Origin of the sequence: Streptomyces sp. NPDC001914 (assembly GCF_042891215.1) — a bacterium.
Taxonomy (GTDB): Bacteria; Actinomycetota; Actinomycetes; order Streptomycetales; family Streptomycetaceae; genus Streptomyces.
Window position 1 is genome coordinate 420,204 of sequence record NZ_JBIASW010000004.1, and the last position, 25,030, is coordinate 445,233.

At 73.9% G+C, this 25,030-nt stretch carries 5 protein-coding genes; all 5 read right to left on the bottom strand.

Going from position 1 to position 25,030, the window contains the following annotated elements; translation table 11 throughout:
- Positions 1–18: 18 nt before the first annotated feature.
- The 5 genes from ACFYYF_RS14440 to ACFYYF_RS14460 all read right to left on the bottom strand — a co-directional run bounded on the left by ACFYYF_RS14440 (position 19) and on the right by ACFYYF_RS14460 (position 24,869).
- The gene (locus ACFYYF_RS14440; RefSeq protein WP_388775254.1) at positions 19–519 is read right to left on the bottom strand and encodes an NUDIX hydrolase; all 501 of its coding nucleotides are present in this window, start codon (positions 517–519) and stop codon (positions 19–21) included.
- 52 nt (positions 520–571) lie between these two features.
- Positions 572–802 carry a hypothetical protein gene (locus ACFYYF_RS14445; protein WP_388775256.1) on the bottom strand — a complete coding sequence of 77 codons (231 nt, stop codon included), beginning with the start codon at positions 800–802 and terminating at the stop codon, positions 572–574.
- Positions 799–2,373: an amidohydrolase gene (locus ACFYYF_RS14450; protein ID WP_388775259.1), complete on the bottom strand. Its 1,575-nt coding sequence runs from the start codon at positions 2,371–2,373 to the stop codon at positions 799–801. Before ACFYYF_RS14450 ends, ACFYYF_RS14445 begins: the two co-directional genes overlap by 4 nt.
- 8 nt (positions 2,374–2,381) lie before the next feature.
- Positions 2,382–2,597, bottom strand: a complete 216-nt coding sequence (locus ACFYYF_RS14455; protein WP_388775262.1) for an MbtH family protein — start codon at positions 2,595–2,597, stop codon at positions 2,382–2,384.
- Between the two features lie 69 nt (positions 2,598–2,666).
- Positions 2,667–24,869, bottom strand: coding sequence for a non-ribosomal peptide synthase/polyketide synthase (locus tag ACFYYF_RS14460; RefSeq protein ID WP_388775265.1), 22,203 nt, complete (start codon positions 24,867–24,869; stop codon positions 2,667–2,669).
- Between the last annotated feature and the right edge of the window lie 161 nt (positions 24,870–25,030).

Below are 25,030 nucleotides of genomic sequence, written 5' to 3' on the forward strand. Positions count from 1 at the left end.
GACCGGCTCTCCGAGGGTTCAGAGGGGCCCCGGGCGGCCGTTGGGCATGAAGCCGAGATCGACCGGTGTCGTGGGTGGGCCGTCCCGTCGTACGGCGGCGAGCAGTTCGGGAAGCCGGGGCGGCCACAGTGTCTCGGCCGTGTCCGTGAGGTCGCCCGGCGACCACCATCTCCCGCCGAGGATGCCCTCCGCCGCCTGCGAGGCGCCCAGCTCGCCGCCCGGCTGCCGGTGGGGGCCGTACGCGAGGAAGATGTGCTCGTACTGGCGCACGGGGACACCGGCTCTGGTGAAGTCGTGTTCCCAGAAGCACAGCGCCGTGCCGCCGGGTTCGATGTCCGTCCAGCCGGTCTCCTCCCGCACCTCGCGCACGGCGGCCTGGAGCGGGGTCTCCCCCGGGTCCATTCCGCCGCCGGGCAGCGCCCAGTGGACGCCGACCTCCACGTTGTCGTACCGGAACATGAAGACGGCGCCCGCCGGGTCCAGCACCGCGACTCTCGCTGCCTGCCTGGGTATCCGCATCGGTTCACCCTGGCAGAGCCGGGACCTGCTGTCGATCGGGCCCGGCGGCGCCTCAGGAGCAGGGGGGTCCCGGGTAGTCGTCGCTCTCCGGGACGCCCGCCGCCCGCATCCTGATCAGCACCTCGTCCAGGGCCGACTCGTCGTCCAGGAGCAGCGGGCCGTTGATGTCACGGTCGAACACCGTCACCCCGGCCGGGGAGTTCCAGATGACCCAGCGGAGCGGGTCCGGGGACGCCGCTTCCGGTTCCGTACGCGAATCGGTGCCGTCCGTCCGAGCGCTCACCGTGCCGCCTCCTCTGTCTCCTGGCCCCCGACGAATGTCGCGACCACGTCGATGTCGCCGATCCGCGAGGTCTCCACCGTCGTCGGGTCGTCGGAAAGCACCGCCAGGTCGGCGTACTTGCCGGGGCTGAGGCTTCCCAGGCTGTCCTCCCAGCCGCAGGCGAAGGCCCCTCCCACGGTGTACGCGCGCAGCGCCTCCTCCACCGTGACGCCCTCGTCCGGTCCGATCGTCCGGCCCGTCGACGAGGCCCGCTCCACCATGAACTGGACGGCACGCAGCGGCGATCCGTCCGTGACGGGCCGGTCGGAGCTGCCCACGAGCGTGATGCCGTGCCGCAGGAAACCCTTCCCGCGGTACAGCCAGGGAGCGCGCCGTTCTCCCATGATCGCCGCGTAGTCGTCGCCGAAGGAGCGGAGGAAGTTGGGCTGGACGACGGCGATCACGCCGAGTCGCGCGAAGCGGGCCAGTTGGTCCGGGCGGACCAGCCCCGCGTGCTCGATCCGGTGCCGCGCGTCCGGGCGCGGCCGAAGACGCTGGGCCCGTTCGAGGGCGTCCAGTGCCACGTCGACCGCGCGGTCGCCGATCGCGTGGACGGCGAGCTGCCATCCGGCGAGATGGCCGGCGACGACGGTCTCGGCGAGCGCTTCCGGGTCGTCCTGCAACTGGCCGGCGTGGTCGAGTCCTTCGTAGGGACCGCTGAGCGCGGCCGTGCGCGCCATCATGCCGCCGTCGGTATAGATCTTGAGCGCTCCCACGGACAGCCACTCGTCGCCGAACCCGGTGCGCAGGCCGAGGTCGAGGGCGCGGGGGATGCCGTCGGAGCGGTGCGCGGTGACGGGGCGCAGCCGGTCGGCCGCCACCATCAGCTGGACCCGCAGCGGCAGCCTGCCGGTCTCACGGGCGAGTTGGTAGGCGCCGAGTTCGACCGGGCTGTGACCGAAGAGGGCACCCGCGATCCCCGCCTCCGCGCAGGCGGTCACCCCTTCCGCCAGGCACTGTCCGGCGGCGTGGGCGATGGCGTCGGCGAGGTCCTCCTGGGCGTGCGGGAGCCGCAGCGCGCGGGCTACACCCATCGCCCCCTCGGCCAGGAACCCCTCCTCGTGGGGGAGTCCGGAAGGCAGGAGTTCCAGGACCGCGGTGCTGACCACGCAGCCGTGCCCGGAGTCGTGCATCAGGAAGACCTTGCGTCCGCCGCTCGCCTTGTCCAGTTCGACGGCGGTCAGATGACGCCCCAGCGGTCGCTGGTCGTATCCGGCGAGGCTGACCCAGCCGTCCTCCGGGGCCGTCGCCGCGATGTCCGCGACGAGGGCGAGCACGTCGTCCACGGTGCCGCGGGAGGCGACGCTCGGCGTGGCGGCCTTCAACCCGGTCCAGGCCAGGTGGACATGGGCGTCGATGAACCCGGGCAGCACGGTGGCGCCCTGGAGATCCACCACCCTGCGGGCGGGCAGCGCGGCGATCTCCTCGTCCAGGCCCACGATCCGGCCCCGCCAGATGCCGAGTTCACGGGCGACGGGGCGGTCGGGGTCCATGGTGAGGAAGCGCGCGTTCGTCAGTCGCGTGCAGAGCATCGTCCGGGTCAGCCCGTCCGCCGCATGCTCTCCACCAGGCTCGTGGGCCGCATGTCGGTCCAGTTGCTCTCGATGTGGTCCAGGCACTGCCGACGCGGGCCCGGCCCGTGCACGACCGTCCAGCCGGCGGGCACGTCGACGAAGTCCGGCCACAGGCTGTACTGGCCCTCGTCGTTGACGAGCACACGGTAGAGGCCGTCGGGGTTCTCGAACGGGTTGGTCATCTGGCGTTCCTCTCGGTCGGGCGGTGCGATGCGGGCGTCGGGGTCAGGTGCTGCGGGGAGAACGGAGGGTCAGGGTGACTCCGTGCCGGGGTTCCGCGGGCCGGCGTCCGGGGACTCGGCCCGGGCGACCAGGGCGCACAGCGCGCGGAACCAGGTGTCCGCCAGGTCCTGGACCGACTCCTCGGGAAGGACACCGGGGGCGAAGGTCCAGTGGGCGGACAGTTCGGGACCGGCGGGCCGGTCCTCGGTCAGGGCGTTGACGGTCAGGGCGTGGCTGAGCGGCATTCCCGGGTCGCCGTCGAGGTCGGCGGCGTCGTCCTCGGGAGCGTACGACCAGTCGGTGGCCTCGGGCACCCCGAAACGGCCCATGTAGTTGAACTCGACCTGGGGGCCGCCGAGTCGGGCGAGCAGCGGGCCGGTGACCGGATTGAGGTGGCGCAGCAGGCCGTGGCCGACGCCCGCCGCGGGGAGGGCGGCCAGGTGCTCGCGTACCCGGGTCAGCGCCGTGTCCAGCGCCGGTCCGCCCGCGAAGGCGTCGGCCAGGTCGATCCTTCCGGGGTCGAGGCGTACGGGCACGACGCTGGTGAACCAGCCGACCGTGCGCGACAGATCGGCGTCGCCCGCGAGTTCCTCCTCGCGGCCGTGGCCCTCCAGGTCGACCAGGACGCCGCCCTCGGTGTCCGCTCCCCCGCCCCGTCGCCCGCGCCAGTCGGCGAAGGCCAGGGCCAGGGCCGTCAGGAGGACGTCGTTGACGGTCGCCCCGAGGACGCTGGGCAGCCGGCCGAGCAGCGGCTCCGTGACATCGGCGGGCAGGGTGCGGGACAGGCTCCGCGAGGTCGCCGTGACATCGAGGCGGCTGTCGAGCGCGCGGAGGGCGGGGAGGGCGGGCGCGTCGGCCAGGATCGCGGTCCACAGGGGCAGTTCGTCCTCGCGGACCGGATCGGTGGCGCGCTCGGCCAGCCGGCGCGACCAGCGGCGGAACGACAGGTCGACCGGGGCGAGGTCCGGCGTGCGTCCCGCGGACACGTCCTGCCAGGCGGCGGCGAGGTCGGGCAGCAGGACGCGCCAGGACACGCCGTCGACGACGAGGTGGTGGACGAGCAGGAGCAGACGTCCGGGTGTCCCGTGGCCCGCGTCGAACCAGACGGCCTGGACCATGCGTCCGGCGTCCGGGTCGAGGCGGTCCTGCGCCGCGCGGGCGTGCTCGCCGACGGCGGCGCGCAGCGCGGTGTCGTCCGCGCCCCTGACGTCGACCCGCCGCAGCCACGCGGCCACGTCCACGGTGCCCGGCGGCGGCACCTGCAGCGCCCATCGCTCGTCTCCCGCCCTGCCGGTCCGCTCCAGGCGTGCCCGGAGCAGGTCGTGCCGGTCGGCGACGGCCTGGAGCACGGTGCGCAGCGCGGTCCGGTCGAGGGCGGCAGGGGTCTGGACGAAGGCCACCTGGTGGTAGCCGGCGATCGGTCCGCCGAGTTCGCGCAGGGCGTGCATGATCGGGGTCGGCGGCACGGTGCCGGAGCCGTCGTCGTGTGCCGGGCGCGTGGCGTCCGCGCCGAGTTCGACGGCCACGGCGGCGAGCGCGGCGACCGTGCGGTGCCGGAAGACCTGCCGCGGGGTGACCCGCAGTCCGGCCGTGCGCGCCCGGCCGACGAGCTGCATGGCGACGATGCTGTCGCCGCCGAGGGCGAAGAAGTCGTCGTCGGCGCCGATCCGGGGCAGTCCGAGGACGTCGGCGAACTGGGCGCACAGGGTGCGTTCCCGGTCGTTCGCGGGCTCCCGGCCGCCCGTGGCGGGGGTGAACTCGGGGGCGGGGAGGGCCTTGCGGTCGAGCTTGCCGTTGGAGAGCAGGGGCAGTTCGTCCAGGACGGTCACGGCGGCCGGGACCATGTAGTCGGGCAGGACGGCGGCCGCGTGGGCGCGCAGTGCCTCGGGTTCGGGACGGCGGGCGCCCTCGGCGGGGACGACGTACGCGGCCAGTTGCCTGACCCTCGGCCGGTCCTCGCGGGCGACCACGACGACCTGGCCCACGTCCTCGTGGCGGTCGAGCACCGCCTCGACCTCGGCGAGTTCGACGCGGAAACCGCGGATCTTGACCTGGTCGTCGGCCCGTCCGAGATAGTCGATCCTGCCGTCCTCGGTCCAGCGGGCGAGGTCGCCGGTGCGGTACATCCGGGTGCCGGGAGCGCCGTACGGGTCGGCGACGAACCGCTCGGCGGTCAGGTCGGGCCGGCCGAGGTAGCCCCGGGCCAGTCCCTCTCCCGCGAGGTACAGCTCCCCTGTCACGCCGGGCGGTACGGGCCGCAGGGCCGCGTCGAGCACATAGGCGCGGGTGTTGCCGACCGGGCGGCCGACCAGGGGCCGCGCGCTCTCGCCGACGCGGGCGGCGAGCGCGTCGACCGTGGCCTCGGTGGGCCCGTAGAGGTTGAAGGCGGCGGTGGACTCCAGAGCCGCCAGTTCGTTCCACAGGGCGTCCGGCACGGCCTCGCCGCCCACGCCGACCACGGCGAGCGGGCAGGCTCCGTCGCTGATGAGTCCGGTGTCGGCCATCTGGGCGAGGAAGGAGGGCGTGACCTCGATGAAGTCCAGCCCCTCGGTCCGGATCGCCTCGGCCGTGAGGTCCGGGTCGCGGCGGGTCTCGTCGTCCAGGATGTGCAGGGCGTGCCCGTCGAGGAGCCACAACTGGGGCTGCCAGGAGGCGTCGAAGGAGAACGACCAGGCGTGTCCGACGCGCAGGCGGCGCCGGCCGGTGGTGCGCTTGGCGAGGTCGTGGAGCATGCGCCGGTGGCTGTGGAAGAGGTTGACCACACCGCGGTGGCAGACCACGACCCCCTTGGGGCGGCCGGACGATCCGGAGGTGTGGATGACGTAGGCCGGGTGGTCCGGGTCGGGTCCGGTCTCCCGGTTGTCGGCCGACTGGCCGGCCAGGCGTTCGGCGGTCTCGGCCGAGTCCAGGATCAGCAGCGGTACGTCGCTGTCCGGGAGGCGGTCGGCCAGGGCCTCGGTGGTCAGGACGAGCCGGGGCCGGGCGTCGTCGAGCAGGGTGAGGACGCGTTCGGCGGGCAGGTCGGCGTCGATGGGGAGGTAGGCGGCGCCCGCCTTCATCACCGCGAGAACGGCGGCCATGAAGTCCGCGGTGCGCGGCAGCGACAGGGCGACGATCCGCTCGGGTCCTGCGCCGTGCTCGGTCAGCAGTCCGGCCAGCCGGTTGGCGCGCCGGTTCAGTTCCGCGAACGTCCAGGTGACCGGGCCCGACACCACGGCGATCTCGTCCGGACCGGCGGCGGCCTGTGCCTCGAAGAGGGCGGGGACGGTCGCCGGTGAGCCGGGGGCGGCGGGCTGGGCGGTGTCGTTCCAGGTCACGAGGACGGTGTGACGGTCCTCGGGACCGAGGATGTCGGTCCGGGCGAGCGGTCGTCCGGCGTCGGCGGTCATCGCCTCGAAGAGCCGGACCATCGCGGCGCGGATCCGCTCGACGGCGGTCCGGTCGAACAGGTCGGTGCGGTACTCGGCGGTGAGGGTCAGCCGTTCGCCGGGCTCGACGGCCCAGGCGAACGGGTAGTGCGTCGCGTCCTGGTGGTCGCGCACCTCGGCGCGCAGCCCGTCGTCGGCTCCGAGGCCGGGTCCCCCGGCGTCCGGGTAGGACTCGAAGACGACGAGGGTGTCGAACAACTCGCCCAGGCCGGCGCCGCGCTGGATGTCGGACAGTCCGACGTGCTGGTGCGCGATCAGCCGGGACTGCTCGTCCTGGAGGCGGTCGAGGAAGGCGCCGAGGCTCTCCCGTTCGTCGATCCTGACCCGTACGGGCACGGTGTTGATGAACAGGCCGATCATCGATTCGACACCGGGCAGCTCCGGCGGCCGGCCCGAGACGGTGGCGCCGAAGACGACGTCGGAACGTCCGGTGAGCCGGGAGAGCAGGATGCTCCAGGCGCCCTGGACCAGTGTGTTGAGCGTCAGGCCGCGCGAGCGGGCGAGGCCGGTGAGGGCTTCGGTCAGCTCCGGGGTCAGCCGTGTGGTCAGTGTCTCGGGAACGGCCGGGGTGCGGTCGGGATCGGCCGCCACGACGTGGGTGGGTTCCTCCAGCCCGTCCAGGGCCGTCGCCCAGGCGGCGGCCGAGACGGCGGCGTCCTGGCGGCCGAGCCAGGCCAGGTGGTCGCGGTAGGGCGCCGGGGCGGGCAGTTCCCGGCCCGCGTACAGCTCGGACAGCTCGGCGAACAGACGCGGGACGGACCAGCCGTCGAGGAGGAGGTGCTGGTGGGACAGGACCAGCCGGTGTGCCGCCGGTCCGACCTTGACGAGCATCAGGCGCAGCAGCGGCGGCTCGGCGGGGTCGAACCTGCGCCGCTCCTGGGCGAGGCAGCGCCTCCACCGCTCCTCGCGGGCGGTGTCGTCCAGGTCCGACAGGTCGACCTGCCTCCAGGGCAGTACGGCGCTGCGGGGTACGACGGCGACGGGGCGCCCGGAGGCCAGGTAGCGGAACCCGGCCCGCAAGTTGCCGTGCCGGTCGAGCAGGGCCTGGCCCGCGTGGCGCAGCCGGCCGCCGTCCAGGGGCCCGTCGAGGTCGTAGGAGACCTGCACGGTGTAGACGTCGGGGCCGTCGGCGCCGGAGTCGAAGGAGGCGTGGAACAGCAGGCCCGCCTGGAGGGGTGACAGCGGCAGGGTCTCGGCGGCGCCGAGTCCGGAGAGTTCGGCCCGCTCGTCGTCGGTGAGCGCCGTGAACAGGTCGCCGTCGGGCACGGGGCCGGCCCCGTCCGTCAGGTCACCGGCGACGGCGGCCAGCGCGGCGGCCGTCTTGTGCCGGAAGACGTCGCGGGGGCTGAGCGCGAGTCCGGCGGCGCGGGCGCGGGCGACGAGTTGCATGGCGACGATGCTGTCCCCGCCGAGGCCGAAGAAGTCGTCCTCGGCACCGACCCGTTCGAGGCCGAGGACGCCGGCGAACAGGCCGCACAGCTCGGCCTCGCGCGCGGTGCGCGGCAGGGTCGCGGTGGTGGCCGCCGCGAAGTCGGGCGCGGGCAGGGCCTTCCGGTCCAGCTTGCCGTTCGCGGTGAGCGGCAGGACGTCGAGGGTGACCACGGCCGCCGGGACCATGTGGTCGGGGAGCAGCGTGGCCAGGTGGGCGCGCAGTCCGGCGGGGTCGGGCGTGTGGTCGGGGGCGGGCACGACATAGGCGACGAGGCGCTGTTCGCGCGCGACGACGGCGGCGTGGGCCACGGTCTCGTGCCGGGCGAGGACGGTCTCGATCTCGCCGGGTTCGACCCGGAAACCGCGGATCTTGACCTGGTCGTCGGTGCGGCCGAGGTATTCGACTGCTCCGGCGCCGGTCAGCCGGACCAGGTCGCCGGTGCGGTACATGCGGGTGCCGGGCGGACCGTACGGGTCGGCGACGAAGCGTTCGGCCGTCAGACCGGGCCGGTCGAGATAGCCCCTGGCGAGCTGGACGCCCGCGAGGTACAGCTCGCCCGCGACGCCCGGCGGTACCGGCCGCAACGCCTGGTCCAGGACGTACAGCCGGGTGTTCCAGACCGGCCGGCCGATCGGGACGCGGTCGGCGCCGGGCAGGATCCGTGCGGCCGTGACGTCCACGGACGCCTCGGTCGGTCCGTACAGGTTGTGCAGTTCGGCCGGCAGGAGGGTGTGGAAGCGTGCGGCCAGGCCGGCGGGCAGGGCCTCGCCGCTGCACAGGACGCGGCGCAGACCGGTGCAGTCCCGCGCGGTGGGCTCGTCGAGGAAGGCGCGGAGCATCGACGGCACGAAGTGGACCGTGGTGACGGCCTGTTCGCGGATCAGTCCGGCGAGGTAGGCCGGGTCACGGTGTCCGTCGGGGCGGGCGAGGACCAGGGTCGCTCCGGTGATCAGCGGCCAGAAGAACTCCCACACGGACACGTCGAAGCCGGCGGGGGTCTTCTGCAGGACGCGGTCGGTGACCGTGAGCGCGTATGTGTCCTGCATCCACAGGAGGCGGTTGACGATGCCCCGGTGCGGTACCTGCACGGCCTTCGGCCGGCCCGTGGAGCCGGAGGTGTAGATGACGTAGGCCGGGTTCGACGGGTCGACGGAGGCGGGCAGTTCGCCTTCGGGGCCCTCCGGCAGCGCCCCGTCGAGCAGGTGCACCGGGCGGGCGTCGGCGAGCATGAACGCGCGGCGCTCCGGCGGGTGTTCGGCGTCGATCGGGAGATAGGCGGCTCCGGTGCGCTGCACCGCGAGCAGGGCGACGACCAGGTCCGCCGAGCGCGGCAGCGCGACCGCGACCGTGCGTTCGGGTCCCGCGCCGAGCCCCGCGAGAAGCCGCGCGGTCCGCTCGACCCGGGTCTCCAACTCGCCGTAGGTGATCTGCTGTTCACCGGCGACGAGGGCGAGCGCGTCGGGTGTGCGGGAGGCCTGGGCGCGGAACAGCTCCACGAGGGTCGTGGCCGGCACCTCGTGCGCGGTGTCGTTCCACCGCCCGAGGACGTCGCGGCGCTCGTCCTCGTCGAGCACGTCGAGATCGCGAACGGGGCGGGCGGGGTCGGCGGCCACCTGCTCCAGCAGACGGACGAGGCGGTCCGCCATCCGCCGGACGGTGCTCTCGTCGAACAGGTCGGCGCTGTACTCGATCCAGCCCTGGACGCCCGCCCCTTCGCCCTGTTCGACGAAGTCGAAGCTCAGGTCGAACTTGGCGCTCGGCGGACCGACGGGTTCGCGTCGTGCCGTCAGGCCCGGAAGGTCCGGAACCCCGCCCGGCTCGCCCAGGTGGACGACCATCACCTGGAACAGCGGGTGGCGGGCGAGGGAGCGTTCCGGGTTCAAAGCCTCGACCAGCCGCTCGAAAGGCAGGTCTTGGTGGTCGTAGGCCGCGAGGTCGGTCTCGCGGACCCGGCCCAGGAGTTCGGCGAATCCGGGAGCACCGGACAGGTCCGTGCGCAGGACCAGGGAGTTGACGAAGAACCCGACCAGGTTCTCCAGTCCTTCGTCGCCGCGTCCGGAGACCGGAGCGCCGAGGGGGATGTCGTCCCCGGCGCCGAGCCGGTGGAGCAGGGCGGCCACGGCCGCCTGGACGACCATGAACATGCTGGCGCCCTCGGCCCGGGCCAGCTCGCGCAGCGTCCGTTCGAGGGCCGGGGAGAGGGTGAAGCCGACGGTGCCGCCCGCGTGGCCCGACTCGCGGGGGCGCGGCCGGTCGGTGGGCAGGGTCAGTTCCTCGGGCAGGCCGGCCAGCCGCTCGGTCCAGTGGGCGAGCAGTTCGTCGCCGTCGGCGGAGAGCAGTTCCTCCTGCCAGAGCGTGTAGTCGGCGTACGTCGCCGGGAGCGGGGCCCAGTCCGGGGCGTGGCCGGCGGCGCGGGCCGCGTAGGCGGTGCCGAGATCGGCGAGCAGCGGCCGGTCCGACCACTCGTCCGTGGCGATGTGGTGGAGCAGCAGGAGCAGGACGTGCTCGTCCGGGCCGGTCTCGCACAGGGTGACGCGCAGCGGGGGTTCGGTGGCCAGGTCGAAGGGGTGCGCGGCGGCCTCGGCGAGGCGGTCCGCCGGTTCCGTGCGGAGGGTGATCCGTGCCTGTCCGGGCTCCAGGACGTGCTGGTGGGGCAGGCCGTCGGGGCCGGTGGGGAAGACCGTGCGCAGGGTGGCGTGCCGGGCGACGAGGTCGCCGAGCGCGGCTTCCAGGGCGGCGCGGTCCAGGGTTCCGGTGAGCCTCCAGGCGGCGGGGATGTTGTAGGCGGGGGTGGGTCCGTCCACCTGGTGAAGCAGCCACAGGCGGCGCTGGGCGGAGGAGAGGGGCAGCCGTTCGGGACGGGTCCGGCCGGCGGTGAGGGCCGGGCGGGCGGCGGTTCGTGCCTCCTCCAGGAGGGCGGCGAGGCGGGCCACGGTGGGCGCGTCGAAGACCGCGCGCAGGGACAGTTCGGCGTCCAGCGCGGTGCGCACCCGGCTGACGAGGCGCATGGCGAGGAGCGAGTGGCCGCCGAGGGCGAAGAAGTCGTCGTCGACGCCGACGCGGTCCACGCCGAGCACGGTGGCGAACTGCTCGCACAGCAGTTCCTCGCGGGCGGTGCGCGGCAGCCGTCCGCCGGGGGCCGCCGTCGTGTCGGGGGCGGGAAGGGCGGCGCGGTCCAGCTTGCCGCTGACCGTGCGGGGCAGGGCGTCGAGCGGGACGAACGCGGCGGGGACCATGTGCTCGGGCAGGGTGGCCGCGAGGTGGGCGCGCAGCGTCGCCGGGTCCGTGCCGTCGGGCGTGGCGGGGACGACGTAGGCGACGAGCCGGCGCATTCCCGGCGTGTCCTCACGGACGACGACGGCCGTCGCGGCGACGGAGGGGTGGGCGGTGGTGGCGGTCTCGATCTCGCCGGGCTCGATGCGGAATCCGCGCAGTTTGACCTGCTCGTCCGCGCGGCCGAGGAAGGCGATGGTGCCGTCCGTGAGGCGCCGCACGAGGTCGCCGGTGCGGTACATGCGCTCGCCGGACGGACTGTGCGGGTCGGCGACGAAGCGCTCCGCGGTGAGGGCGGGACGGCCCAGATAGCCGCGGGCCAGGCCCTCTCCGGCGAGGTACAGCTCGCCGGGGACGCCGACGGGCGTGGGGCGCAGCCGGTCGTCGAGGACGTGGGCGCGGATGTTGTCGAGCGGTGCCGCCCAGGCGGGGCGGCCGGTGCCGCCGCCGTGCCGGCCGTACGCGTCGACGGCGCACTCGGTGGGTCCGTACAGGTCGTGCGCGGCGACGCCGGGCAGGGCGTCCAGGCGCCGCCACAGCTCGGCGGAGGTGGCCTCGCCGCCGACCGCGATGACCGCCGGCGTACGGCTGCCGGGGGCGAGGAAGCCGTGGTGGAGGAGTTCGCGCAGATAGGTCGGGGTGAGGTCGACGAAGTCGAGGGCCCGCTCGTCCAGGGTGGCGAGCAGCAGGGCCGGGTCCAGCAGGGTGGCCTCGTCGGCGACGTGCAGTTCGTGTCCGGCGAGCAGCCACAGCAGGGGTTCCCAGGACCCGTCGAAGCTGAACGAGGCCGCGTGCAGGGCCCGCAGGACTCTCCGGCCGGTGTCGCGGACCGCGGGTGCGATCAGGTCGCGCAGATGGGAGGCGAAGAGGTTGGACAGTCCGCGGTGGGTGCCGGTCACGCCCTTGGGGGTGCCGGTGGAGCCGGAGGTGTAGATCGTGTAGGCGGCGGACAGCGGGTGGTGGGTGCGCGGCGGGACCGGGTGGGCCGCCGGGAGCGGGGTGTCCAGGAACAGCCTTGGCAGGCCCGGCGGTTCGGGCAGCCGGGCGGCCTGCTCGGTGGTGGTGAGCAGGCAGACGGGAGCCGCGTCGGTGAGCATGTGCTCCAGCCGGTGGGCCGGGTACGCGGGGTCGAGGGGCAGGTAGGCGGCGCCGGCGCGGAGCACGCCGAGCAGGGCGGGCACCATCGCGTCCCGGGGCAGGGCCAGGGCCACCACGGCACCCTCTCCCGCTCCGTGCCGCAGGAGCAGACCGGCGATGGCGTCGACGCGGGCGGACAACTCGGCGAAGGTCAGGCTGCCGGCCGTGGTGACCAGGGCGGTCCGCCCGGGGTGCGCGGCGGCCGTGGCGGCCAGGATCTCGGGCACGGACCGGGTCTCCACCGGGTGGGCGGTGTCGTTCCAGGTGCCCGCGGCGGCCGACCGTTCGGCTTCGGTGAGCAGGTCGATCGCCGCGAGGGGCAGGTCCGGGGCGCCGGATGCGCCGCGGAGCAGCAGGACGAGACGTTCGGCGAGGAGTTCGGCGGTGGCCGGGTCGACGAGATCGGTGGCGTACTCCAGGAGCAGGGTGACGCGGCCGCCGGCGCCCTCGTCGACGAAGGTGAGGTCGAGGTCGAACTTGGCCGTGCCGGTGTCCATGTCGAACCACTCGGTGGGCATGCCCAGCAGGTCCGGGTCGCCGTCGGGGCGGTGGTGATAGCCGAGCATCACCTGGAACAGCGGGTTGCGGCCCGCCACGCGGGGCGGGTTCAGGGCCTCGACGACGCGGTCGAAGGGGAGGTCCTGGTGCTCGAAGGCCGCGAGGTCCGACTCCTTCACCCGGGCGAGCAGTTGACGGAACGACAGGTCGGGGCCGGAGAGATCGGTACGCAGCACCAGGGTGTTGACGAAGAAGCCGACCAGGTCGTCGAGCGCGCTGTCCGTGCGTCCGGCGATGGGTGCCCCGAGGGGGATGTCGTCGCCCGCTCCCAGGCGGTGCAGCAGCGCGGCCGCGGCGGCCTGGAACAGCATGAACATGCTGGTGCCGGTCGTGGCCGACAACTCACGCAGGTCCTCGCCCAGTTCGCGGGGCAGCTCGCGGCGCAGGGTGGCGCCGAGTCCGGTCGGCTCCGCCGGTCGCGGCCGGTCCAGGGGAAGCGTCAGTTCCTCGGGCAGGTCGCGCAAAGCCGCCGTCCAGTAAACGAGTTGACGCTCACCGACCTGTTCCAGGAGGTCCGTCTGCCAGAGCGTGTAGTCGGCGTACTGCACCGCCAGGGCCGCGAGGTGCGGCGCGGTGCCGGAGATCCGCGCCCGGTAGGCGGTGTCCAGGCCGGCCAGGAACGGACGGTCGGACCACTCGTCGGTGACGATGTGGTGCAGCACGAGCGCGACGACGCAGCCGTCGTTCCCGCCGCCCTCCGCCGGGCGGAACACCGCCGCCCGCAGGGGCGGTTCGGCGGCCAGGTCGAAGGGCCGGCGCTGCTCCGCCTCGATCAGTGCGGGCAGTTCGGCCTCGGAGCAGTCGGTCACCGTGAACGGGACGGCGGCCTCGGGCGCGTCGAGGACGCGCTGGTACGGCTCGCCGTCGTGCTCGCCGACGAGCGTGCGCAGTGATTCGTGCCGCGCCATCACGTCGTGCAGCGCCTCGCGCAGGGCGCCCGTGTCGAGGGCACCGCGCAGCCGGAAGACCAGCGGGAAGTTGTAGGAGGCGCCGCCGCCGGTGATCCGTTCGACCAGCCACAGCCGGCGCTGGGCCGCGGAGAGTGGGACCCGCTCGGGCCGCCCGGCCACCGCGGTCACGGCCGGGCGCGCGGGCCGTCCGCCGTCGGCGCGGGCGGCGAGCAGTTCCGGTGTGGGTGCCTCGAACAGGTCGCGGATCGCCAGCTCGGCACCGAGTTCGGTGCGGGCGCGGCTGATCAGCCGGGTGGCGAGCAGGGAGTGGCCGCCCAGGTCGAAGAACCCGTCCTCGGCGCCCACCTCCGGCAGTCCCAGCACCTCGGCGAAGAGGCGGCAGAGCACGTCCTCGCGGGGTGTGCGCGGGCCGCGGCCGGTGCCGGGCGCGACGGCGGGTTCGGCCTCGGGCAGCGCGCGGACGTCCAGCTTGCCGTTGTCGTTCATCGGCAGCCGGTCGAGGACGACGAAGGCGGCGGGCACCATGTAGTCGGGCAGCCGTGTCTTCAGGTCCTCGCGCACCCGCCGGATCAGGGTGTCCCGGTCACGGGCGGCCGTCGGCGCGTTGGCGTACGGGGGTTCGCCGCCACCGGGCCGGTACAGCCCCACGACGGGCCGGGGGGCGTCGTCCATGAGGAACACGGCTTCGTAGCAGCCGGGTTCGGCCGACCATGTGGTGAGCACCCGGTAGCCGAAGGAGGCCCCTAGGGCGTGCAGGTCCTCCGGGTCCACTCCCCCGCCGACGGCGTCGGGCCTGACGACACGGCCCTCGTCCAGGGCGCGCAGTGCCGCACGCTCCCCCGCGGTGCGGGCGTCGGGCACCTCGGTGACACGCAGCCGTCCGGGCCGCTGTTCGCCCAGCCGCGTCACGAGGTCGGCGGACCAGGGGACTTCGGGAATCCCGGACAGGTCGTCCGGGTCGGCTCCCTCGCGGTACAGGACGGCGTCGTAGCGGTGCCGGGAGAGTTCGTTGTGGTGCCGGCCGCGCTTGGTGCGCAGGTCGACGTCGTGTCCGAGGGTGGTGAACCAGTCGGGGTCGACGAGGAGTTCCTTCTCCAGCCGCAGTCCGCGTCCGGCCGCCCCGCGTACGTCCTCGGGGTCGGCGTCGGCGGCCGCCCGGGTGAGCTGGACGGCGGTGTGGAAGGCGGGGGCGAGGCGGGGGTTGCGCACGTCGCCGACGAACAGCGCGCCACCGCGCCGCAGCAGCCGCATGGCCCCTTCGACGACCTCGGCGAGATAGTCGACGCCGGGGAAGTACTGGATGACGGAGTTGACGACGACGGTGTCGAACCAGTCCTCGGGCAGGCCCCGGAGATCGTGGGCGGGCCGGCAGCGCAGTTCGACCTTGGCGGCGAGCGCGGGGTCCCGCAGCAGGTCCTCGCCGAGCTTGCGGATCACGGGGGCGGCGAAGTCCGTCGCCCAGTAGGCCTCGGCGTCGGGGGCCAGCCGCGACAGCAGCAGCCCGGAGCCGACGCCGATCTCCAGCACGCGGCGCGGGTTCAGCTCCCGGATGCGCTCGACGGTCCGCTCGCGCCACTCGCTCATCTCGGCGAAGGGGATGGGCCGGCCGTCGTAACTGCTGTCCCAGCCCGCGTAGTCCTCGGTGAACAGGGCGGTGCTGATCCGTTCGTACTCGTCGGAGTAGACGTCCTGCCACTCACCGACGTGTTCTCGGGCCGTCGAGCGCCGCTCCTCGCCGGAGCGGTCGGCGGGCACGACGTATCCGATCAGGCGCCGGGTGCCCGGGACGCTCGCGTCGTCGCGGGCGACGACGGCGGCCTGGGCGACGGCGGGGTGCTGGGCGAGGGCGGTCTCGATCTCGCCGGGTTCCACGCGGTAGCCGCGGATCTTGACCTGGTCGTCGGTGCGGCCGAGGAAGTCCAGGTTGCCGTCGGGATTGCGGCGGACGAGGTCGCCGGTGCGGTACATGCGTTCGCCGGGCAGGCCGAACGGGTCGGCGACGAAGCGCTCCGCGGTCAGTCCCGGCCGGTCGAGATAACCGCGGGCCAGCCCGATCCCGGCGATGTACAGCTCACCGGGCACGCCCTCGGGCACCGGACGCAGCCAGGCGTCCAGGATGTGCGCGCGGGTCCCGCGGATGGGGCGGCCGACGGTCGGGGTGTCGCTGTCGAGCGTGCCGCCGCCGAGCGTGTTGATCGTGTACTCGGTGGGGCCGTAGAGGTTGTAGCCGTACGTTCCCTCGGTGTCCCTGAGCCGGTTCCACACCGCTTCGGAGACGGCTTCGCCGCCGAGCAGGACGAGCGGCGGGCGGTGCCCCTCCAACAGGCCCTGCTCCATGAGGAGATGGGCGTAGGTGGGAGTCACGTTCACGACGTCGACCTGGTGCGTCTCGCAGTACGCCACCAGTGCCTCGGCGTCGCGCCGCAGTTCCTCGTCGCAGATGTGCACCTCGTGGCCCTCGACGAGCCAGAGCAGTTCCTCCCACGACATGTCGAAGGCGAAGGACACGGTGTGCGCGATGCGCAACCGCCGTCCGCCGGCCGAGGCGATGGCCGGGGTGAAGATCTCCTTCTGATGGTTGAGCTGCATGTTCGTCAGACCGCGGTACGGCGTCACGACCCCCTTGGGCCGTCCCGTGGAGCCCGAGGTGTAGATGACGTACGCGGGGTGCTCCAGGCTGAACGTCCGCCGGACGAAGTCGGCCGGGAGGGAGGCAAGTTCGGCTCCGACGGACGGATCGTCGAGCAGGACGCGGGGTGTTCCGGCCGCGGCGCCCGCGAACCGCGCCGCGACGGGGGCCGTGGAAAGGATCAGGGCGGGGCGGGCGTCGTCGAGCATGGCCGCCAACCGGTCGTCCGGGTGGTCCAGTTCGAGCGGCAGATAGGCGGCGCCCGTCCTGAGGACGGCGAACAGGGCGACGACCATGTCGGGAGAACGGGGCAGGCCGAGCGCCACGACCCGCTCGGGCCCCGCGCCCCGGGACAGCAGGAGCGCGGCCGTCCGGTTGACGCGGGTGTCCAGTTCGGCGTACGTCAGGGTGCTGTCGCCGAAGACGAGTGCCACGGCGTCGGGGGTCGCGGCGGCCTGCACGGCGAGCAGGTCGGCGATGGTGTCCTCGGGGGCCGGGACACGGCTCGCGGCGTGTTCGCGGACCAGCCCGGCCCGCTCGTCGGGCAGCAGCGGGTCGAGGCCGCCCACGGGCGCGTCCGGATCGGCGGCCAGGCGTTCCAGCAGCAGGGTGAAGCGGTCCAGCAGTGCCTGGGCCCTCGGGCGCGGCACGACGTCGGGGCGGTGGGTGAGCATGACCTGGATGCGCCGGCCCGGGGTGACGACCAGGTTGACCGGGTAGTGGGTGGCGTCCACGTTGGCGACGGCGGTCGCCCCGTGCCGCTCCGCCAGTTCCGCCAGCCGCTCCTCGGTGTCGCTGTTGCGCAGCACGAAGAGGGTGTCGAAGAGCCTGCGGTGGCCGGTCTCGGCCTGGAGGACGCCCAGGCCCAGGTACTCGTACGGCATCACGGTCAGCCGCTCGTCCTGCACCCGGCGCAGCAGGTCGAGGACGGACTCGGCCGGGTCGTACGCGATGCGGGCGGGCACGGTGTTGAGGAACATGCCGATGACGTGCTCGATGTCCGGCACCTCGCTGGGCCGGCCGGCCACGGTGGTGCCGAAGACGACGTCGGTGCGGCCGGTCGCGGCGGCCAGGGTCAGGCCCCAGGCCGCGGTGAGCACCGAGTTGAGGGTCAGGCCGTGCCGGCGCGCCTGGCCGCGCAGCCGCTCGCCGAGTTCCGCCGTCAGGACGGCGTCGAGGCGGTCCGGGATGCCCGGTTCGAGTCCCTGGTCGGCGGCGGCGAGCAGCGTGGGTTCGTCGAGGCCGGCGAGCGCGGTCCGCCAGGCGTCGGTGGCGACGGTGTCGTCCTGCACCTCCAGCCAGGTCAGGTAGTCGCGGTAGGAGCCGGGTGCGGGCAGGGCGCCGGGGTCGCCGCCGGACGCGTACAGGGCGAAGAGCTGGTCGAGGAAGGTCCAGGCGGACCAGCCGTCCCACAGCAGCAGATGGCGTCCGATGATCAGCCGGTCGCCGCGTTGTTCACCGAGCCGCACGAGAATCACGCGGAAGAGCAGCGGGCGGGTCAGGTCGAACCGTCGGGCGCGCTCGCCGTCGGTCAACTCCACCAGCCTGGCGTCCTGTTCACCGGCGGTCAGGGCCGACAGGTCGACCTCTTCGAGCGGGACCGGCGGGTCCGTGACGATGAACTGCACGGGCTGGCGCAGTCCTTCGCTGGTGAATCCGGCCCGCAGGCCGGGGTTGCGCTCCAGGAGGACCGCGACGGCGGTGCGCAGCCGGTCGGCGTCGAGCGGGACGGCGAGGTCGAAGGACTCGTGGACCGTGTAGACGTCCAGGGCGCCGCTGTCGTAGGTCGAGTGGAAGAACAGTCCTTCCTGGAGCGGCGCCAGCGGCCAGATGTCCTCCACCGGGCCGGTGCTGAGCCGCTGGACGCGTTCGATCTCCTCGGGGGTGAGGGCGAAGGCGGAGCGCGGGGTACGGGCGGGGCCGGCGCCGGGGGCGGCCGCCGCGAGGGCGGCCGGGGTGCGGTGTTCGAAGACGTCGCGGGGGTTCACGTCGAGACCGGCCCGGCGGGCGCGGCTGGAGACGCCGATCGAGGTGATGCTGTCGCCGCCGAGCATGAAGAAGTCGTCGTCGATACCGACCTCGTCGAGTTTGAGCACCGCCGCGAAGATCTCGGTCAGGGTCCGCTCGCGGTCGCTGCGCGGGGCGCGCGCCTCGGCGCGGACGGCTCTCGGTGCGGGCAGCGCCGCCCGGTCGAGCTTGCCGCTCGGGGTCAGGGGCAGGGTGTCCAGGACCACGCAGGCGCCGGGGACCATGGGTGCGGGCAGCGACTCTGCGAGCCGGGCGAGCAGTTCGGCCGGCTCCGGGGTCGCCGGGCGTGCGGGGACGGCGTAGGCCACGAGGGTGCCGTCCGCGACGGTGACGGCGGCCTGGGCCACGGCGGGGTGCCGTGCCAACGCGGCCTCGATCTCCCCGAGTTCGATCCGGTTGCCGCGGATCTTGACCTGACGGTCGGTGCGCCCCAGGTACTCGACGACACCGTCGGCGCGGCGGCGCACCAGGTCGCCGGTGCGGTACATCCGTGCGCCGGGGCCGCCGTAGGGGTCGGCCACGAACCGCTCGGCGGTGAGGGCGGGCCGGGCGTGGTAGCCGCGGGCGAGCTGGACACCGGTCAGGTAGAGCTCTCCGGGGACGCCCTCGGGGACCGGACGCAGGCAGGCGTCGAGGACGCGCAGGCCGGTGTTCCAGACCGGGCGGCCGATGGGCACGGTCGTGCCGGGGGTGCCGTCGTAGAGGTGGTGGGTGACGTCGACGGCGGCCTCGGTGGGGCCGTACAGGTTGTGCAGGGGTACGCCGGTGAGCGCGTGCCACTCGGCCGCGGCCGAGCCGGGCAGGGCCTCGCCGCTGCTGAAGGCGCGGCGCAGGGAGAGCGACCAGGCCGGGTCGGCGGTGATCTCCTCGGACCGGAGGAAGGCCTCCAGCATGGAGGGCACGAAGTGCAGGGTGGTGACCCGTCGTTCGCGGACGAGTTCGGCGAGATGGGCGGGGTCCCGGTGTCCGTCGGGGCGGGCGAGGACGACGCAGGCCCCCTCGCACAGCGCCCAGAAGAACTCCCAGACACTGACGTCGAAGCTGGCGGGGGTCTTCTGGAGCACCCGGTCGTCGGCGGTCAGGCCGTACTGGCCCTGCATCCAGGCGAGCCGGTTGACGATGGCGCGGTGGGTGACGACGACACCCTTGGGGCGGCCGGTGGAGCCGGAGGTGTAGATCAGGTAGGCCGGGTCGTCGGGACCGGCCGCGACGAGCGGCTGCGGGCCGTCGGCCGCGGGCACGGACGGGGCGTCCACCAGCAGGTGGGTGAGGCCCGGCAGGGACGGCAGCCGGGACGCGGTCCCGGTGGTGGTGACGACGGTGGCGGTCCCGGAGTCGGCCAGCATGTGGGTCACCCGGTCGGCCGGGTAGTCCATGTCGACGGGAAGGTAGGCGGCGCCGGACTTCAGCACGCCCAGCAGGGCGACGAGGAGGTCCGTCGAGCGCGGCACGGCGACCGCGACGATGGTGCCCGGACCGGCGCCGCGGGCGCGCAGCAGGTGTGCCACCCGGTCGGCCCGCAGGCCGAGTTCGCGGTAGCTGACGGTCCCGTCCTCGTCGATCGCCGCGGCGGCCTCGGGAGTACGGGCCACCTGGGCCTCGAAGGCTTCGGCGATGGTGGTGTCCGGGACGGCGACGGACTCGCCCGCCGGGTGGGCGCCGGCCATTTCCGGCTCCGTGAGCAGCCCGATGTCGGCGGCGCGCTGCCCGGGGTCGTCGGCCAGGGCCCGCAGTACCAGGGTGAGCCGGTCGGCGACGCGCCGCGCCTGCTCGGTGCCGATCCGCCGGGTGTGGTGCTTGAGCCGCAGGTCGAGCCGGCGGCCCGGCTTCACGACGAGGGCGAGCGGATAGTGGACGGTGTCGTGGAAGGCGTGTCCGGTCACCCGGACCGTGCCGGTGGGGTCGGCGAGGCCGCCGGCGGCCGGGTAGTTCTCGAAGACGACCAGGGTGTCGAAGAGTTCGCCGCCGCCTGCGTGTCCGGCGACGCGCTGGATCTCGGCGAGGCCGAGGTGCTGGTGGTCCAGGAGCCGGGCCTGCTCGTCCTGAAGGCGGCCGAGCAGCCCGGCGAGGGTGTCGGCGGGCTCCCAGCGCAGCCGGGTGGGCAGGGTGTTGATGAAGAGACCGACCATCGACTCGATGCCCTCGACCTCGGCGTCCCGGCCGGAGACCGTGGTGCCGAACAGGACGTCCTGGCGGGCGGTCAGCCGGCCGACGAGGAGACCCCAGGCGCCCTGCACGACCGTGCCGAGCGTGACGCCCAGTTCACGGGCGCGGGTGGTCAGCCGTGTGGTGAGCCGCTCGGACAGCTCGATACGGACCTGGGCGGGCTCGATCGGGCCGCCGTCGGCGGGGGTGTCGACGAGCCGGGTCGCCTCCTCGGTCCCGGCGAGCGCGTCACGCCAGGCCGTACGGGCCGCCTCCCGGTCGGCGCCGGCCAGACGGCGCAGGTACGTGCCGTACGGGGTGACCTCGGGCAGCGGGGCGGGGGCCTCCCCGTAGCCCGCCATCAGCTCGCGGTGCAGCACGGGCAGCGACCAGCCGTCAGCGACGATGTGATGAAAGGTGAGCAGCAGGCGGCAGCTCTCCCCGGCCAGGCGGACGAGGGTGCAGCGCATCAGGGGCGGGTGGGCGAGGTCGAAGCGGCGGCCCCGCTCGTCGGCGGCCACGGCATCCGCCAGCGAGGCGGCGATCGTGCCGTCCTGGAAGGAGAGGTCCACCTCGCGCCACGGCAGTTCCACGCCCGTGGCCACGATCTGCACGGGCCTGCCGTCGGGGAGGGACCGGAAGCACGAACGCAGCGGGGCGTGCCGGTCCAGGACCCGCTGGGCGGAGCGGCGCAGCGCCTCGGCGTCGACGGGCCCGGACAGTTCGAGGGCCTGCTGCACCACGTAGGCGTCGCGGGCCTCTCCGTCCACGACGGAGTGGAAGTAGAAGCCCTCCTGGAGCGGGCTCAGCGGGAGCAGGGCCTCGACGGCGAGTGGATGCTCGCCCTGGAGTGCCGCGCGGTCGGCCTCGGTCAGGTCGAGCAGGGGGGCCTCGGCCGGACCGCCGGTGCGATCGGCGCCTTCGTCTTCGGTCCCTTCGGTGCGGTCGGTGCGGCCGGTGCGGTCGGCGGCCGCCTCTGCAAGCGCGGCCATCGTGCGGTGCCGGAACACGTCCCGGGAGGTGAGCCGCAGTCCTGCCGCGCGGGCGCGCACGAGAAGCTGGATGGCGGTGATGCTGTCGCCGCCGAGTGAGAAGAAGTCGTCGTCGACGGTGACGGAGTCCAGGCCCAGCACCTCGGCACAGGCGGCGCAGAGCGCTTCCTCGCGCGCGTCCCGGGGCCGGCGTCCGGAGCTGAGGGCGGCATGGTCGGGGACGGGGAGGGCGGCCGCGTCGAGTTTGCCGCTCGGGGTGACCGGCAGGCGGTCCAGCGGGACGAGGGCGGCGGGGACCATGTAGTCGGGGAGCTGTCCAGAGACGTACGAACGCAGTGTCTTCATCAGGGAGTTCACGTCCCTGAAGGGCGCCGGCCGGTTGGCCCGGGGCACGGTGCCGTTCACCTCGTACGGCCCGGGGAACGGTGTGCCGGAGGGGGCGAGGAGCACGTCGAGGCCACCGTCGTCGGAGCCGCCGTTCCAGGTGACGGCCACGCGCAGACCGTGCCGGGCGCCGAGGGCGTGGAAGGCCTCCGGGTCGGGCGCGCCGGCCGGTGCCGGCGTGTGGCTGCTGCCGTCCAGGGTCGCCAGGGCGGCCAGGTCGCGCGCCAGGCGGGCGTTGGGCACGCCCGTGACGCGCAGCGGGGCGCGGCCGTCGGCGAGCAGGGCGTCGACGGCGGCGAGTCCGTCCGGTCCGGACCACGGCACGGTGTGCGGGACGGCGGGGGCGGCCGTCGTGGCGGGGGCGTCGGACCGCTTGCGCAGGACGACGTCGTACCGGTACCGGGTCAGTTCGTTGTGGTGGCTGCCCCGCTTGACACGGATGTCGGCGTCGAAGCCGTCCAGGGTGGCGAAGAAGTCGGGGTCGAGGAGGAGTTCGCCCTCCCAGGCGACCGACCGCTCGACGGCGGCGCGCAGGGCGTGCTTGTCCTCGGGGTCGGTGGCGCGGCGGGTCTCCACCGCGGCGCGCAGGCACCTGAGCAGACGGGCGTTGCGGACGTCGCCGACGAACAGGCTGCCGCCGGGTGCCAGCAGCTCGCCCGCGGCCCGGATCACGTCGGCGAGATAGTCGGCGCCGGGGAAGTACTGGGCGACGGAGTTGAGGACGACGGTGTCGAAGTGGCCGCGTGGCAGGCCGGTGGTGTCGTGCGCGGGGCGGGCGTCGAGCCGGACGCGTCCCGCGAGTTCCGCGTCGGAATCGACCTGGGCCCGCAGGGCGCGCACGGCTTCCTCGGAGAGGTCGGTGCCCCGGTACTCCTCGCAGCCGGGCGCGAGACGGGAGAGGAGGAGGCCGCTGCCGACGCCGATCTCCAGGATCCTGCGCGGCCCGAGTTCCCGGATGCGGTCGACGGTCGCGTCGCGCCACTCCCGCAGCTCCCGGACCGGGATGGGCAGGCCGTCGTACATGCTGTTCCAGCCGGCGAAGTTCTCGCGCAGGCCCGCCAAGTTCCCTTCGTGGGCTGCCGAGTTCTCGTCGTGGTCCGCCGCGTTTTCGTCGCGGTCCGGGGTGTCCTCGTCGTGGTCCGGGGTGTCCTCGCCGTCGTTCGCGGTGTCCTCGCGTCGGCCCTCGGATCCGGCGGCGGAGTACAGGAGTTCGTGGAGGTCCTTCCATTCCTGGACCCGCTCGTCGGCACCGGCGCCCGGTCCCGCGTCGAGGGAGGGGACGACATAGACGGCGAGCCTGCGGTCACCCGGCCTGTCCTCGCGGATGACGACGGCGGCCTGGTCGACGGCGGGGTGGGCGCGCAGGACCGACTCGATCTCGCCGGGCTCGATGCGGAAGCCGCGGATCTTCACCTGGTCGTCCGCGCGTCCCAGGAACTCCAGGCGTCCGTCCGTCTTCCAGCGCACGAGGTCACCGGTGCGGTACAGCCGCTCCCCGGGGTCGCCGTAGGGGTCGGCGACGAAGCGTTCGGCGGTCAGGTCGGGCCGTCCGAGATAGCCGCGGGCCAGTCCGGCGCCACCGAGGTACAGCTCGCCCGTGACACCCGGGGGGACGGGCCGGAGCCGCGCGTCGAGGACGTAGGCGCGGGTGCCCGGGTCGGGAACCCCGATGGGCACGACGGCGCCACTGGGCGTGTCGGGGTCGCACAGGCCGAGCGTGGAGTTGGTGGTGGCCTCGGTGGGGCCGTAGGCGTTGAACATCATCCGGCCCCGGGCGTAGCGGCCGACGAGCTCGGGTGAGACCCGTTCGGTGCCGGCGAGCAGGGTGGCCGGCGGCAGTTCGACGTCCTCGGGCATGGCGGCGAGCAGGGCCGGCGGCAGGATCATGAAGGTGATGCCGTGGGCGTGGGCGTAGTCGGCGAGCGGGGCGCCCGGGACGCGCAGTTCGGTGGGCACGACGACGAGGCGGCCGCCGGAGAGCAGCCCGAGGCACAGGTCCCAGAAGGCGACGTCGAAGCTCGGGGAGGCGAACTGGAGGACCCGGCTGTGCGGTCCGATCCCGAACCGCTCGCTCTGGGTGGCGACGAGTTTGGCGACACCGGCGTGGGAGAGCACCACGCCCTTGGGGCGGCCGGTGGAGCCGGAGGTGTAGATGACGTAGGCGGCACCCGCGACGGCCAGCGGGCCGCGGTCGGGCTCCCCCGGGTCGTGGACCGGGCTCGCGGCCAGCTCGCTCCTCGTCCCGGGCGCGTCGAGCACCAGGACGTCCGTGCCCGGGCACGGCGGGATGTCGCCGGCCACCTCCGCGGTCGTGATCAGGCAGACGGGCGAGGCGTCGGCCAGCATGTACGAGACGCGGTCGGCCGGGTAGTCGGTGTCGACGGGGAGATAGGCCGCGCCCGCCTTGAGCACCGCGACCTCGGCGACGATCAGCTCGGCGGAGCGGGGGACGGCCAGGGCCACCACCCGTTCGGGTCCGGCGCCGCGTGCGATCAGGCTGTGGGCCAGACGGTTGGCGCGTTCGTCGAGTTCGGCGTAGGTGAGGCGGACGTCCTCGAAGACGAGCGCGACGGCGTCCGGCCGCAGGCGCACCTGTTCGGCGAACATCTCGGGCCAGGTGCGGGAGGGGACGTCGTGCGCGGTGTCGTTCCACTCCCGGAGGACGCGGTGGCGTTCCTCGGCGCCGAGCAGGTCCAGATCCCCGACGAGGGCGTCGGGCCTGGCCTGCGCGTCGGCCAGCAGGGTCGCGTAGTGGTCCGCCACGCGGTGGGCGGTGGCGTCCGTGAAGAGGTCCTGACGGTAGGTCAGCCTCAGCTCTTCGGGGCCGACTTCGAGGACGAGGTCCAGCGGAGGGCGGGCGGAGTCCGAAGCGGGGGCCGGCGCGGCGTCACCGGTTCCGGTCGCGGCGTGGAACGCCGTATTGAACAGCACGCCCCCACCGCGGGTCGGCTCCGGGGCCAACTGTGCGATGAGCGTGTCGAGTTCGATCCGGTGGGCGCGCGCCTCGTCGCACGCCCGCGCGACCCGTTCCGTAAGATCCGCGAATCCGGTGCCGCCGTCGACGGCGACCCTGACGGGCAGCGCCTCGACCCCGACGGTGACGTCGTGCCCGCCGCCGTAGCGGTGCAGCAGGGCCACGTAGGCGGCCAGCAGGGTGGACTCACCGGCCGCGTGGACGAGCGCGCGGCGCAGGGTCCGCCGGTCGCCGCCGGACCGCGCCGGATACGCGAAGTCGACGGGCAGCACCGCCTCTTGGGCGAGCGGATCCAGCCGCCGGCGCCAGTAGGCCACCACGCCGTCGTCGACACCGGACACACGATCTTCGATAGCGGACACAGGTGACCGTGCCTCCCGAATGCGCGGAACCGGCTCAGCCGGAGGACCGCGGCCATACTAAGGTAAGGATTACCTAACCAAAAGGCAATGGCCTCGGAGATTCCCGAGTCGCCCTCTACGCTTAAGGCCTGCCTAACCTA

Excerpts from the sequence above, each read along its gene's own strand:
- ACFYYF_RS14440 (WP_388775254.1), bottom strand. The coding sequence starts at position 519 with ATGCGGATACCCAGGCAGGCAGCGAGAGTCGCGGTGCTGGACCCGGCG.
- ACFYYF_RS14450 (WP_388775259.1), bottom strand. The coding sequence starts at position 2,373 with ATGCTCTGCACGCGACTGACGAACGCGCGCTTCCTCACCATGGACCCC.
- ACFYYF_RS14455 (WP_388775262.1), bottom strand. The coding sequence starts at position 2,597 with ATGACCAACCCGTTCGAGAACCCCGACGGCCTCTACCGTGTGCTCGTC.